This is a genomic window from Paraliomyxa miuraensis, from assembly GCF_026337845.1.
Taxonomy (GTDB): Bacteria; Myxococcota_A; Polyangia; order Nannocystales; family Nannocystaceae; genus Paraliomyxa; species Paraliomyxa miuraensis.
On sequence record NZ_JAOVZF010000151.1, the window covers coordinates 261742 to 275377 of the forward strand.

The 13636-nt window shown below is 69.7% G+C and carries 10 protein-coding genes; 1 reads left to right on the forward strand and 9 read right to left on the reverse strand.

All coding sequences use genetic code 11. The features are described 5' to 3' along the window. Positions 1-33: 33 nt before the first annotated feature. The 4 genes from OEB96_RS19100 to OEB96_RS19115 form a co-directional block, all read right to left on the reverse strand. A complete protein-coding gene (locus OEB96_RS19100; RefSeq protein ID WP_266217634.1) occupies positions 34-804 on the reverse strand; it encodes a c-type cytochrome in 771 nt (256 codons plus the stop codon). 198 nt (positions 805-1002) lie between these two features. Then, the gene (locus OEB96_RS19105) at positions 1003-2883 is read right to left on the reverse strand and encodes a zinc metalloprotease (RefSeq protein WP_266217636.1); all 1881 of its coding nucleotides are present in this window, start codon (positions 2881-2883) and stop codon (positions 1003-1005) included. A gap of 30 nt (positions 2884-2913) precedes the next feature. Then, positions 2914-3621 (reverse strand): hypothetical protein, encoded by a 708-nt coding sequence (locus tag OEB96_RS19110; protein ID WP_266217638.1) that lies wholly within the window; start codon positions 3619-3621, stop codon positions 2914-2916. 79 nt (positions 3622-3700) lie between these two features. Next, positions 3701-4681: an alpha/beta hydrolase family esterase gene (locus OEB96_RS19115; RefSeq protein ID WP_266217639.1), complete on the reverse strand. Its 981-nt coding sequence runs from the start codon at positions 4679-4681 to the stop codon at positions 3701-3703. Positions 4682-4842: 161 nt separating this feature from the next. Between OEB96_RS19115 and OEB96_RS19120 the strand changes: the two genes are divergently transcribed. Further along, positions 4843-5313 carry a hypothetical protein gene (locus tag OEB96_RS19120; protein WP_266217641.1) on the forward strand — a complete coding sequence of 157 codons (471 nt, stop codon included), beginning with the start codon at positions 4843-4845 and terminating at the stop codon, positions 5311-5313. 32 nt (positions 5314-5345) lie between these two features. Here the strand turns inward: OEB96_RS19120 and OEB96_RS19125 are convergent, their stop codons facing one another. From OEB96_RS19125 to OEB96_RS19145, 5 genes are all read right to left on the reverse strand, one after another. Then, positions 5346-6272 (reverse strand): LysR family transcriptional regulator, encoded by a 927-nt coding sequence (locus OEB96_RS19125; protein WP_266217643.1) that lies wholly within the window; start codon positions 6270-6272, stop codon positions 5346-5348. A 115-nt stretch (positions 6273-6387) separates the two neighbouring features. Continuing rightward, positions 6388-8886, reverse strand: a complete 2499-nt coding sequence (locus OEB96_RS19130) for a hypothetical protein (RefSeq protein ID WP_266217645.1) — start codon at positions 8884-8886, stop codon at positions 6388-6390. A 479-nt stretch (positions 8887-9365) separates the two neighbouring features. Then, positions 9366-11138 carry an RNA polymerase sigma factor RpoD gene (gene rpoD, locus OEB96_RS19135; RefSeq protein ID WP_266217647.1) on the reverse strand — a complete coding sequence of 591 codons (1773 nt, stop codon included), beginning with the start codon at positions 11136-11138 and terminating at the stop codon, positions 9366-9368. Positions 11139-11530: 392 nt separating this feature from the next. Continuing rightward, entirely contained in the window at positions 11531-11938 is a 408-nt protein-coding gene (locus OEB96_RS19140; RefSeq protein WP_266217648.1) for a hypothetical protein, read from the reverse strand. Positions 11939-11980: 42 nt separating this feature from the next. Further along, positions 11981-13597 carry an NAD(P)/FAD-dependent oxidoreductase gene (locus OEB96_RS19145; RefSeq protein ID WP_266217650.1) on the reverse strand — a complete coding sequence of 539 codons (1617 nt, stop codon included), beginning with the start codon at positions 13595-13597 and terminating at the stop codon, positions 11981-11983. Between the last annotated feature and the right edge of the window lie 39 nt (positions 13598-13636).

The following is a 13636-nucleotide window of genomic DNA, read 5'->3' on the forward strand; positions in this document are numbered from 1 at the left end:
AGGACCGCGCACGCTTGCCGTGCGCGACGCGGCCTACAGACTGGAGATGTAGTCGGCGATCAGCTCGACCTCGTTGTTGGTCAGCTCGGTCTTGTCCCATGCCGGCATGTAGCGGTGGCGCGAGCCGATCTCGTCCGTGTGCATGCCCTCGCGTACCGCGTCGAGGAGGTTGCCGTAGTTCTTGTCGCGGATGTCCTCGTCGGCCACGCCACCCGAGGCGTCCTCACCGTGGCAGTTGCGGCAGTAGTCGAGGAACAGGCCCTCGCCGGTGTTGGGCTGCGGGAACGAGTCGAGATGGTCCCAGATCTCGTCGAGGGTGTCGTCGCCGAGCAACATGGGGCCGTAGGCCAGCATTGGATCCTCGAACTCGTCACCGGGGCGACCGTTTCGAACGACCCACGTCGCGTACTCTCGGACCGGGTGCCGCAGCTCGTAGCCCAGCTCGGTGCCCTCGCCACTCTCGCCGTGGCAGGGAGCGCAGATCATGAGGTACCGTTCCTCGCCCGCAACGCCCGCGCCCGTCTCGGCATCGGTGGTGGTTGCGGAGCCCGGGTCGTCGCCGGAGCCGCCTGGAGCCCCGCCGGAGCCGCCTGGAGGAATGCCACCCCCACCTGAGGGATCACCTGATGCTCCGGACGTCCCGGCGGGTCCACCGGCCCCACCGTCGGACTCGGAGGCTTCGGTGGCGGGGTCGCTGAATTCATCGACCCCGAACCCACTCGAGGCGCCGGGAGCCGAGCACGCAGCGAGAGCAAGAGCGAGGCTTGGCGCAACCACATGGATGGAGATGGAGGCTCGTCTCATCACCCGGTCAGGGTGCCCCCGAACGTCGCATTGACCGAGCGGATAGTTGCGCGGCGGGCTCTTCGCTCGCCTCCGATCCACGTAGATCCAGCACGAATGGATCGGAGCGGCCGGTCCATCATGGACGCAAGTGCCCGATCGATCAGGCGATCGATCGGGCGATCGATCTGGCACTCGTCATTCCTCCGAGGGATGCGCTCACTGCCGGGTCATGATCAGCCGCCACTGCTGGTGCTGGCTCGGCGTGGTCTTGTTCATGCTGCCGATGAACATGGGCCAGTAGTCGGTCTGGAAGATCGAGTCGTGGTTGCTCGCCACTCCCGACACCCACCCCGATCCGTCGCGGGTCATGGTGTAGACCTGCGCGTAGCCGGTGGGCCCCGGGGTGGTGCCGGCAAAGCCCGGCACGTGGGTGCCCACGAACGCGCCGTCGCTGAGGAAGGCGTCGATGGCCGCTCCCTGTCGCCCCAGCGCGAGCATGCCGTCCATCGTCGTGGGTGGGTCGACCTGACGGACGAAGCAGATCCCGCCGTCGTGCGGCTCGATGTCACCCTCGATGTAGCGCACGAAGGGGCCGTCGTCATCGGTCGTCGCCACCGGGATCGTGCAGCGCGTGGCCCCCCGTGGATCGACGTTGCAGGCGACGTCGCCCACGTCGTGGACCGGCCCCGCGGTGGTCAGCGCCTGGATGCATCCGCCGCCGCCGAGCCACGCCTTGATCGTGCGCACGAACAGGTACTGGTCCTGCGGCCGATCGGGGGTGCGCTTGCAGGAGTTGGTCGCCCAGTCCACGTCGCAGGTATCGATGTATGCCATCACGAACAGATCCTCGCGCGGGTCGTAGCCGACCCCGAACGCCTTCGTGCGCGTGGCCGCGGTGCTGTGCGGAGGGAACCACGTGCCGTCCTCCTGTACGCGGTAGTGGAGCCGGACCTGGGTGCCGGTGCCATCGGCGGGCTCGGGATCGCAGCAGTCCGAGCTCGGACCGCCGACCCATGCGATCAGCCGGCGCTCGTCGGTCGAGCCGAGCGCGGTGCCCCGAGCCACGCCCACGCGATCGTACGACCGCACCGTCTCTCCGCCCCCGCCCAGCACCTGCACCCCCAGGTTGGCGTTTGCGTCCCATCCGCCCCAGGAGCCGGTGAGGTAGCGAACCTGGTCGTCGGCGTTGGTCAGCCCCACCAGCACGTGCTCGTCCTCGGCGCGCGCGGAATTGGAGATCACCGCCGGCGTGTTCGCCTGCAGGTTGGCCGAGATCGCGGCGGGGGCGGTCCACATCGTGGGCACGGCCTGCGTGGACTTGGACCAGTGCACCTCGCGCGAGGGCTCACCGTAGAGCGCGCGAAGTCCCTCGATGTCGTCGCGCCGCAGACCCCGGCGAAAGTCCTTGTCCGAGGGGTTCATCAGGGAGTTCGCGGTGACGGCGGGGAACTGCGGGTCGGCGAACGCGGGGTCGCAGGTTCCCGAGCCGTCGGTGTGGTCCAGGCCCACCGAGTGCAGCAGCTCATGGGCGAGCACGCCCACGAAGTCGTACGACGCCGCGTACCCGGGCTGATCGTCGTCGTGCGGATCGACCCACCACAAGAACGGGTCCTGCGGCGGGTTCTGGGTGGGCCCGCAGCTCTTGGCACCACCGCGGATCATGCGGATGGCGCCCTTGCTCCCCGAGTGGCTGAAGCCCGCCCCTTGCCCACCTGGCTGAGCCCAGCAGGGGCCGTAGGTCGAGACCGTGAGGCCTGCGTTGCGCGACGACCAAAAGCTTCCCGCGCCCGCCGCCACGGTGGCGTCGGTCCCCGCATAGTAGAGCCGTGGCCCGTCGGCAGAGGCCGCATTGACGAGATCGATGGCCGCCTTCACCCAGCGGATCTCCTGGCTCGAGTCGAAGTCGTTGCCGAGCTGAGTGTCGTAGAGTGCCGTCTGGTTGGTGGAGTCGGTGGACACGTAGACCGGGATCGGACCGGGACCGGGATCCCAGCGACTGGCGGCCGACATCACGCAGTGAGCCTCGGTGGTGCTCGGAGTGGAAGCCACGGTCGCGAGCGCGAGCACCGGGACCGCGAGAGCGACCCAACGGATCATGGCGGGAGTGGAACGAGTGGAGCGTTGCATCTAGGTGGTCTCCGGGTTCTGTTGGATGACGGTGGCGATGTCGGTGACGCTCAGGTGCAGGCCGTGCAGCGCGACCTGACCACTGACGACGGGAACGAGCGGGGCGTCGATGCGTAGCCACGCCCCGCCGGTTGGATCGATGTCGAGGAAGACCAGCCGCTCATCGCCCACGGCGGGCGCCGAGGGGCCGCAGCGCGTGTCCTGGGGCAGCGCGGTGATGAAGCTCCCCACCGTCGGACCGCTCAGGGTCGTACCCACGGCGAACGTGACCTCGAGCAGGTCGGTGGCGGAGCCGTCCGGGGCAAGGCGCGGGGTCACGGCGGTCACGCTGGCAACCCCGACTCCGTCGGCGTGGGCGAGATCGGCCGCGAGCTGCTGGGCGGCGAGGGTCGCCGCCATGGCGGGCTGGGGCAGCGCCGTCGGATCGGCCGCGGCCAGCAGGTCCACGGCGCGTGCGAACGCAACCACCTCTCCTCCGGCCGGAACGGCAACGTGCAGCTCGGTCGGATCGAGGGGATCGAGCTGGTCCTCGTCGAGCACGGTCACCTGAGTCGGCCCGGTCACGCTACGAGGGGCGCTCGGGCTGGTCTCCAGTGCGTCCTGGGCCGAGAAGGGCGCATCGCCGGTCGATGACGAAGGCTCGTCACACGCGGCAACCGCGAGCACGAGCACGAAGGGCAGGGCCCTGGACTTGGGTGTCGCGACCATCACCATCCTTGTTCCCGCCGAGGGCACGGCGGATCACGGCGAAGGTCGGTCAGTGTCGGTGGAAGCCGTCGCTCGGGGCTCACCCCTTGGGCGGCAGCGAGGCGAAGAACTCCCAGATCGCGGTCCCGGCGAAGCGCGGCCACATGTGGCCCGACAGCTCGGTCTCCTGGTGGGCGCACCACACCACCGGGACGTCGCTCTCGCAGCCGTCGTACGCCACGCACGGCGCGGGCTCGACCGTGGCGGTCTGCGTTCCGCAGCCGTTGCGCTCGAGCAGCGAGTCGCGGGCCAGCTCGCCGAGGAAGAACGGCACGATGCCATCCATCTCGCCGTGTGCGAGCCAGGCGGCGACGGTCTCGTCCTCGCACCCCTCGAGCGGGGGACCGCCCGCCACGGGACCGATCGCCCGCAACACACCGGCGCGAAAGCACCCCAGCGCGTTGGACATGTAGCCGCCAAAGCTGTGGCCGGTGGCGAACACCCGGTCGGGATCGATGCACAGCGACGAGGTCAGCGCCTCGTGCATCGCGTCGAAGAACGCCATGTCGATCCCGGTCGATGCCAGGTCCCAGCCGGTGAGCCCGCCTTCGCTGCCCAGCGGCAGGCCCTGCGGGTACACGAAGATCGCCTGGCCATCCGCCGCCTGCTCCACGCCGAAGTAGAGCCGAGCGACGTCCGCGGTGCTGCCCAGGCCGTGGAACGCGTAGACCAGCGGCGTCGGCAGCTCTGGATCGTAGCCGTCGGGGACGACCAGGATGGCGCTGCGCGTGACGCCGTCGAGCTCGAGCTCCAGCGCCGTCTCACCGGGCGAGGTCGAGAGTCCGCAGCCGGGGGTGCCATCCGATGCTCCTCCGCTCGACTCGTCGAGGCTCTCGGTGGTGGAGGGATCGCTCGTGGCCATGGCGGACGTCGAGCCCGATCCGCCCGAGGAGGTCATGGCGTCGCCGGTCGCGGTGCTCTCGGAGCCGTCGGTCGCGGTCGCGGGTCCCTCGCCGCCGCACGACACCACGAGGGCGGCCAGCAGCAGGCCGTCGAGTGGTCGGCAAGCACGCTCGAGCATCGACGAAGGGAACCGCATGCATGGAGTGTCGGGCGATCCAATCGCGAGGGTCAAACACGATCGACGGGCGAGCCGCGGTGCCATCGAGGCACCACGAGCCGTGCCTGCGCTCGGCCGCCGCGACGACACTCGGGGGATGGCCTCTGGACGGTGGCCCGCGGGTGCTGCATCGTGGCGGCATGTGTCGCTACGGCTTTGCGCACTACAAGCCGCACCACGCCTGCTTCGCGTGCCGCAAGGCGTTCAAGCGCAGGCTCCGGGACGACGTGGATCCGAGCGGCGACGAGCACCCCGCCCGCTGCCCCGAGTGCGGTGCGCTCATGGCCGAGATGGGGCTCGACTTCCAGGCGCCGCCGCGGGGCAAGGTCAAGGCGTGGCGCGTGCTCGAGACCCTGTGGGAGGTGGGCGAGACCTTTCACTCGTGCGGTTGTGGAGGGCCGGGGTATCGGCCGCGCGATCCTGCGGCGCTGCGGGCGTTCTTGCGGGAGATCATCGCCGGCTATCGAAGGAACCTCACCGCATGGCAGGCCGAGACCGAGCCGCGGCGAGCCGAGAACCGGCTCGAGGCGATCGCTGCATGGAGCCGTCGCATCGCGCGCGCCGAGGCGGCATTGCAGCGGCTCGAAGGGTGAGCGAATCGCGAGTGACGCTCGCCGGGATCGGGTCACTCATCGCTCGAGCCCGCGCTCCCCGCGGGAATCGGCGCGATGCGCTCGGCATGGGACAGCAGGGCCGCCTTGGTGCGCTGCCACGCCGCCGTGCGGTGCGCGTCGACGCGAAAGCACATCATGATGCGATCGGGGATCTGCGGCAGCGACGGGTGCAGCACCCGGAGCACTCCCGCGTGCCCGTAGTCGGCCACCCGCCGCGGCAGGATGCCCACCCCCACGCCGGCGAGCACCAGGCTCTTGGTCAGCTCGAGATCGCCCGTGGTCACCAGTCGCTCGGGCAGGAGGTCCAGGCCCGCGAGCGAGTCGACGATCTGGCGACACTGATCCACGCGCGACGCATAGACCAGCGGCCCCTCGCGCAGCCGCGCCTCGAGCTCCTTGCGGTTCCCCGGGCGCGCCGCCCCGTCCGCACGGCCGACCACCGCGACCGCGTCGACGAACGCCTGCACCATCACCAGCTCGTCGTGGGGCAGCGGGTTGACCACCAGCCCGAAGTGCACCTCGCGGTCGATCACCGCCTGGCGCACGTCGGCCGAGGTCCCGTTCCACACCACGATCTCGATGCTCGAGGCCTCGTCGAGGAAGCTGCGCATGAACGCGGGCAGGAAGTAGGCACCCAGTGACTCGTGGCAGCCGATCACGAACCGACCCACGTCTTCGCACTCGAGCCCCCGGATGCGCTGCTCGGTCTCGTCGACCATCGCGAGGATCTGGCTGGCGGCGTTGGCCAACGCCGCGCCCGTGGGCGTGACCGTGACCCCCCGCGGGTTGCGGAGCAGGAGCTTGCTGTCGAGGTGGTCTTCGAGCTTCTTGACGGCCGCCGTCAGCGTGGGCTGGGCCACGCCCAGCTTGCGGGCGGCGGCGGTCAGGTTGCCGACGTCCGCGATGGCCCGGAAGTAGCGGAGGTGGACGAGATCCATCGCCGCCGATGATGCCCCCGAACATGGCGAAGCCGCGACGGTCGGCGCGGCCTTCGAGGCCGCATCGACCGTCGCATCCACCTCGCCGGTGGGCGAGCTCGCCCTCCACGGACGCTTACTGCTGCTGGGGCACGTTCGACGGGCAGAAGTCCTGCTGCGGATCGATCGGGAACGTGGGCGTGTCGTCATCGATCGACTTGACAAAGGCAACGAGGTCTGCAAGCTCCTGCGGCGTGGGCGAGAACACCTGGTTGCCCGAGCGCAGGTGGTTGGTGAAGTCGCCGCTCGGATCGAGCAGCTCCTCGAGCGTCTCGGCCGCGCCGTTGTGGAGGAACGGCGCTCCGCGACTCACCCCCAGCAGCGAGGGCACGTTGAAGCCGTCCACGCCCTGTGCCGGCGCGCCGTTCTGACGGACCTCGCTTGCCCCGCGACCCTGCGGGCCGTCGGCGGCGAACGTGCCCACGATGCGTGCCGCACAGGTGTGGCGCGCCGGCGCTCCGTTGCTGTCGTTGGACAGGACCGTGAGCACGGTGGGATCGGTGCTGGGCACCTGGTCGGGCCGCACCTGCCCCAGCGAGGTGATGCCGGCCTCGAACAGGGTGAGCGTGCGCTCGTCGAGATCACTGCCGTCGTTGGCGTTGAACGCGGGCGTGTAGTAGCGCTCCGAGAGCGTCCACAGCGGGCCGGCATGACACGCGTCGCAGCGCGCGTCCTCGAACACCACGCGCCCGGCCTCGGCGTCGCCCTCCAGCCGCGTCGAGCCCCGCGGCGAGCGGAGCGACGCCATGTAAGCCTCGATCGCGTCCCAGTCGTCGGGCGTGGCCCCGGTCAGCGCCGCCCCGCGCGCCGAGCCGCGGTTGAAGGCATTGATCGGGTTGGGCACGCCACCCGGTCCGACGATGTCGATCTGCACCGCCGTGTTGGCGGTACCGTTGGCGTTGAGCGCCGTGTCGTTGACGATCGCCCCCGTGCCGCCCGCGACCCCGCGGGTGTTGAGCTCGAAGTCGTGGATCTCGTCGAAGATCGCCGTCCAGTTGAGGATGCGCTGGTGGGCGCCGCCCACGTCGAACGTGGCCGAGGTGTCCACCGTCTGGCGCGGCCCGGCCGGGAACGACCACGTCACGTTGTCGGTGGTGCCGAACGGGTGGCAGCCCACGCAGCTGCACCAGCCGTTGGTGGACCAGCGCCCGAGGCCGGTGTTGAAGAACCGCTGGCCCAGCCGCAGCTCGATGTCTCCGGCCGTCTGGGGGGGAGTGGCCGACTCGATGTCGGCGGCCACGGTGAGCTGCTGCGCCAGGTCGATGTGCGAGATGCTGCCCGCGACCTCGTTGGCCACGAACAGGTCCGTGCCCGCGATCGCCACCCCCGTGGGTGACTGGCCCGCCTGCAGGAAGCTCGCGCCCGACGGCGAGCCGGCTGCGGGCGGCTGCACCGAGAAGTCGACCCGCAGCACGCTGTCGGACACCATCGAGCCGATGTATGCGAACTCGCTGTTGGGTGCGAACGCGAGGTCGACCGGAACCGGCACGAAGCGCTTGGGCGCCGCGAGTCCGTCGACGAGGCCGTTGAGGTCGATGGGATCCTCGGGCGCGAGCGTGTCGAGCGGCACGCGATGCACGAGGCCCTGGAGGTTCTGGTGGAAGTCGGTCCCGCCGTTGAACGACGCCGGCGACGCGCCCACGGAGGTCACATAGAGCGAGTCCTGGTTGACCGCGCACGCATAGAGCTGGTTGGAATACGCGCCGGTGGCTTCGAATCCGGCCGTGCTCGAGCTCGTGAGCGGCGGCAGGCGGATCTCGTCCACGCTGCCGTCGGAGGGGGCGATGGTGAACACTCGGCCCTCGCGGGCGTCGTCGGTGGCCTCGAGCGTCCCGGCTGCGGGTGCGCCGTAGAAGTCGGTCACGAACACGGTCTCGTCGTCCTCTTCGAGGTCGAGATCGTTGGTGGTGCACGCGGCATAGGGCGAGCCGCCGGTCTCGATCTCGCTCGTCACCGTCATCGTGCTCGTATCGACCGCGACCACGTAGCCCTCGCCCCACAGCGGCACCCACAGGCGCGAGCCTGTGGACGAGAGCGCGGCGCGACCGGGTTCTGCGCCAACGTCGACGGTGGCGTCGACCCCGGGGTTGCCCCCCAGGTTGCTCACGCGCACCACCGTGCCGTCCCTGCGCAGCACCACGTAGAGATCCTCACCAGTGGGCGAGAACGCCACCGACTCGGGCTCGCCGTCGAGCGTGATCCGTGCCTCCTCCTCCACGCCCGGCAGCGTGAACAGGGTCAGCTCTCCGGTGCGCGAGTTGACCACGGCCAGCCGCGCGTCGTCGGGCGAGACCGCGATGGGGCCGCCCTTGGTGGGCCCGGGGAATGCGGTGGGATCCTCACCGCCGGTGGTATCGGTGGTGTCGGTGCTGCTGGTGCTATCGGGGTCCACGGTGGTCGACTCCAGCCCGGTGGTGGGGTCGGGTTCCGTGGTGGAATCGTCCGGGGTGCCGGTCGAACTCGTGCTCGCGTCCGTCCCGCTACCGTCTTGGGTCGGTGGCTCGTCGTCCGACGGACAACCGAGCGACAGGGTGGACAGGATGAAGAGCAGAGTCGGTTCGAGCCTGGTACGCATCGTCGCTACCTCGGCACGGGGTCTCCGTGCTGTCGGTGCAGTGTTCTCGATGTTCGCCGACCAACCACTAGGCCACGTGCATCGCTGTCATCGACGACACTGATGGCAGCCCCCACTCGCGCGACAACGCGCCCCCCAACGCCCCCTGGGGGGCGCGTAAGCGCTGCGAAGCTCGAGCCCGAGCGCAACCTCGTGGTCTACGGGGGGCGAGCTGATCCGCCTGCGAAGCTCCAGCCCGAGCGCGAACCTCGTGGCCTGCGGGCGAGCAGAGCAAAGCGCTCCGAAAGGCCTCCCCAACGCCCCCTGGGGGGCGAGCTGATCCGCCTGCAAAGCTCCAGCCCGAGCGCAAACCTCGTGGCCTGCGGGCGAGCAGAGCAAAGCGCTCCGAAAGGCCTCCCCCACGCCCCCTGGGGGGCGAGCTGATCCGCCTGCGAAGCTCCAGCCCGAGCGCGAAACCTCGTGGCCTGCGGGGGGCTAAACTAATTCTCGACGAACGCCTTGAGATGCGCCGTGCGGCTCGGATGCCGCAGCTTGGCCAGCGCCTTGGCCTCGATCTGCCGGATCCGCTCTCGCGTCACGCAGAAGTCCTGGCCGACCTCCTCGAGGGTGTGGTCGGAGGCCTCGCCGATGCCAAAGCGCATGCGGACGATCTTCTCCTCGCGCGGCGTCAGCGTGGCCAGCACGCGACGGGTCTGCTCGGCGAGGTTGCCGTTGATCACGGCCGAGGCGGGGTTGATCGCGTTCTTGTCCTCGATGAAGTCGCCGAGGTGCGAGTCGCCATCGTCGCCCACCGGGGTCTCGAGCGACAGCGGCTCCTTGGCGATCTTGAGGATCTTGCGCACCTTCTCGAGCGGGACCTGCATCTTCTCGGCGATCTCCTCGGGGGTGGGCTCGCGACCCAGCTCTTGCACGAGCGCACGATTGGCCCGGATGAGCTTGTTGATGCTCTCGATCATGTGCACCGGCACGCGAATGGTGCGGGCCTGGTCGGCGATGGCACGGGTGATGGCCTGCCGGATCCACCACGTGGCGTAGGTCGAGAACTTGTAGCCGCGCTGGTACTCGAACTTCTCGACCGCCTTCATCAGGCCGATGTTGCCCTCCTGGATCAGGTCGAGGAACTGCAAGCCGCGGTTGGTGTACTTCTTGGCGATCGACACCACCAGGCGCAGGTTGGCCTCGACCAGCTCGGAGCGCGCAGCCTCGGCCTCACGGCGGGCTCGCTGGAGCTTGTCGTGGAGCTCGAGCAGCTCGGGCCCGGTCAGCTCCATCTCTTGCTCGACCTGGCGAATGCGCTTGCTGGCCAGCTTCATGCGGGCAGCCAGCTCGTGCAGCTCGCTGGGATACAGGCCGAGCTGACGGCACAGCCGGAACTCCTCCTCCTCGGTCAAGCGCACGCCCATGAAGCGCACCCGCAGCTGCTCGAGGTCGATGCCGGCCCGACGCTCGCACGCCTCGAGCTCGCCGGTCGCCTTGCGCACGCGATCGATGACCTCGGACAGCTCCTTGACCATGCCGTCGATGGCCTTGCGCGCGAGGTTCATGCCGCGGATGGCCTCGACGATGTTCTCGCGGTGCCCCTCGATCTGCTTGTCGTTGCGCAGATCGAGCTCCTCACCCTCGGGTCGCAGCTTGAGGATCGCCGACTGGTGGCGGCGGATCTTCTCGAGCTGCTTTTGCATGTTCTCGAGCGCGGCCTGGGTGTTGGCCGGCGTGTCGTCGGCGTGGCCATCGACCTCCTCGTTGCCCGAGGCGATCTTGAGCGCATCGCGAACGCGGACCTGACCCCGCTTGATGCGGTCGTGCAGCTCCTGCACGTACCAGGGCGCGATCGGGCTGTTGAGCACGAGGTCGAGCACGGAGCGCTCGCCGGCCTCGATGCGCTTGGCGATCTCGATCTCGCCCTCGCGAGTGAGCAGCGCGATCGAGCCCATCTTGCGCAGGTACATGCGAATGGGATCGTTGGAGGTGACCGTCTCCTCGGCCTTGCCGTCGTGACGCTCGGGCAACGGCTTGCGCATGGCGGCCTTGGTCCGGCTGACCACCCCGCGCTTGGCGGCCTCGGTTGCCGTCAGCAGCTCGACGCCTTCGTCGCGCAGCATTTGCTCCCAGGTGGCCATGTCCTTCGGATCCACTAGATCCGGCGGCAGCAGCTCCTGGAGCTCGTCCTGCGTGATGTGTCCCTTGCGCTTGCCGAACGAAATCAGCTGCTTGCGGAGCTTGTCGACGTCGATCCCGGTCTTGGTCGCCATGGGGCTTCCTTGGATGCCGCAGGGCCGCGGGTGGGTGAGAGCCCCGCGGACGGTGCCTACGAGCAGCGCCTGCTATAGCATCTGGCCGGGGTTTGGCAGTGAGAAGTTCTCGATTTTGTGTCAGACCCGAATTTCGCCGAATAATGGCGTCCCGTGCCCAAATTCGGCAATGGAGCCGGCCCGGCGGCCTTCGCGGAACACGGTCCGCGAAGGTGCGGCGTCGCCGCGTTACCAGGTATTCACTGGCACGATCAGATCCGTTCTCACATACCGTGAGCCGTACCACATGGATTCGACCACTCGAACGGAACGGCTGTGCGGTGCCCGAACTCGGTTCGGCGGAGCCGCCATCGGCGGTGGGGACTCCGACTCGAGAGGACCAGGACCAAGGACTAGGCCACCACGTACTTGCTGGCACGGCCGGCCAGCGTGCGTCGAGCTCGGCGCTCGCGAGCCAGGCGCTGCAGCGCCACGCGAGCCTCGTGGGCGCTGCTTCCGACGCGCACGGCCACTTCGTCGTGCGAGAGGGGACGGCCCGCATCGCGCAGCGCGGCGATCACCTCGTCGTCGTAGCGCTGTCGTCGAGCGAGCTTGTCGGGCACACCGGTGATCGGATCGATGGTGTCGTCGGGCCTGCCGTGCCAGTACTCGCGCAGTGTCAGCGTGCCGAGGATGCGACCGAAGCGACCGCGGCGGCACAGCAGGCGGAGGTCGGCGAGCGAGACGTCGGGCTTGGCGCGAAGGATGCTGATCACCGCAGCGCGCTCGGCCCGAGCGAAGGTGGTGGCGAGGTTCGACAACGAGGTCGACCATACCGAAGCGAGGTCCGATCGTGAAGCCGCCTACTCGCCGAAGATCCGCACGAGCGCGAAGCCGGTGCCGGGCGCCCGTAGCTGCTCGACCAGCTCGGCGCGAACGCGTCGCCAGAACGCGGCCAGGGGCTCGTCGGGTACGGAGTCGAGGTGCTCCATCAGCCGACCAAGAGCGCGCAGGGTGGGAGCGAGCACGGGGACCGAGATCGGATCGTTGCCGTGACGCGGTGCGATCGCGTTGACGTGCCAGTTGCGCGTGCGAAACAGGGCCCGCGAGGCCGGGTCGCGCGGCTCGACCAACAGATAGACCGAGGCGGTCTCGGTGCTCGACGTCGTGATGCGCAAGTGGATGCACAGAAACCCGAGTGCATCCGGATCGGCGCCCTCGAGCGATGGCGACTCGTCGCTCGTGCTCAGGTTGGTGCGGCGGGCGAGGTCGGCGTCGTCGCGAGCGCGGAGCGCGAGGTTCTGGACCAGCCCGCTGGTGAGCACCACGAACGCCTTGTCGGGTCGCAGCGACAGCTCGCGCCGCATGAGGATGCGCTTGGATTCCCAGAAGTAGTCCTCGGCGTGCACGTTCTGCTGGTAGTAGAAGCGGACCATTCGCAGCAGGTCGTCGAACAGCTCGCGGTGGTGGGCGGCGTAGCGGGCCGGGGCGTCGTCATCGCCCTCGCGCAGCAGTGCGGTGGCAGTGCGGCCGGCGTGCCACGCCGAGTGCATGGCCAGGTGCACGCCGGTCGAGAGCACCGGATCGATGAAGCCCGCCGCATCGCCCACCGCGAGCCAGCCCGGGCCCGCCACCGGATCCACGCGGTAGCTCCAGTCCCGCTCGCGGCGCACCGGGGTCACGCGACGGGCGTCGGGCCCGAGCACCGCTCGCAGCGTGTCGCTGCCGGCGATGGCCTCGTCATGGTCGCGGGTGGTGCCGGTCAGCTCGGCTCGATCGAGGCGCACCACGCCCACCGAGGTCAGCCGCTCCGACAGCGGGAACAGCCACAGCCAGCAGCGATCCTCGGCCACGAAGAACGCCTGGTGCTCGCGGGGGGAGGGCAGGCGACCCGCTCCCTCGTAGTGGGCCCACAGCGCTTCGTGGCGAAGGCCCTCGATCGACGTGCGCAGCCCCCTGGCGTTGGCGACCAGCGAGCGCTGGCCGCTGGCATCGATCACCAGCGCGGGCTCGACCGTACGGGCCGGCTCGCCGCGCGGGGCCCAGGTCACCGCCCGCAGGCGCTCGCCGTCCCAGTGGAGCCGCTCGACCACCGCGCGCTCGTGCACGGTGGCTCCCGCTCGTCGGGCGGCGTCGAACAGGATCGCGTCGAAGCGATCGCGCTCCACCAGCCACGCCTGGTCGTAGGCATCGCTGTCGGAGAACCATAGATCCCACTGTGGCGTGCGACCCCAGTTGCGATGGGTGGCGCCCGTCTTGGGGCCGAAGCCGGCGGCCTCCACCGCGGCGAGGGCATCGATGTCCTCGAGGATCGGGATGATCCCCGGCAGCAGGCTCTCGCCCACGTGCGGGCGCGGGTGGGTGCCCGCCTCGAGCAGCAGCACGCGCAGCCCGGCGCGCGCGGCCACGGCCGCCGCGGTGCTGCCCGCCGGGCCGCCGCCGATCACCACCACCTCCGGCTCGGTGCTCGGCTCAGTCATGGGGGCCTTCTCGCTCGGGAGGCAGACGCAGCAGGTGGG

Excerpts from the sequence above, each read along its gene's own strand:
- OEB96_RS19115 (WP_266217639.1), bottom strand. The coding sequence starts at position 4,681 with ATGCTCGAGCGTGCTTGCCGACCACTCGACGGCCTGCTGCTGGCCGCC.
- OEB96_RS19125 (WP_266217643.1), bottom strand. The coding sequence starts at position 6,272 with ATGGATCTCGTCCACCTCCGCTACTTCCGGGCCATCGCGGACGTCGGC.
- OEB96_RS19100 (WP_266217634.1), bottom strand. The coding sequence starts at position 804 with ATGAGACGAGCCTCCATCTCCATCCATGTGGTTGCGCCAAGCCTCGCT.
- rpoD (WP_266217647.1), bottom strand. The coding sequence starts at position 11,138 with ATGGCGACCAAGACCGGGATCGACGTCGACAAGCTCCGCAAGCAGCTG.
- OEB96_RS19105 (WP_266217636.1), bottom strand. The coding sequence starts at position 2,883 with ATGATCCGTTGGGTCGCTCTCGCGGTCCCGGTGCTCGCGCTCGCGACC.
- OEB96_RS19130 (WP_266217645.1), bottom strand. The coding sequence starts at position 8,886 with ATGCGTACCAGGCTCGAACCGACTCTGCTCTTCATCCTGTCCACCCTG.
- OEB96_RS19110 (WP_266217638.1), bottom strand. The coding sequence starts at position 3,621 with ATGGTCGCGACACCCAAGTCCAGGGCCCTGCCCTTCGTGCTCGTGCTC.
- OEB96_RS19145 (WP_266217650.1), bottom strand. The coding sequence starts at position 13,597 with ATGACTGAGCCGAGCACCGAGCCGGAGGTGGTGGTGATCGGCGGCGGC.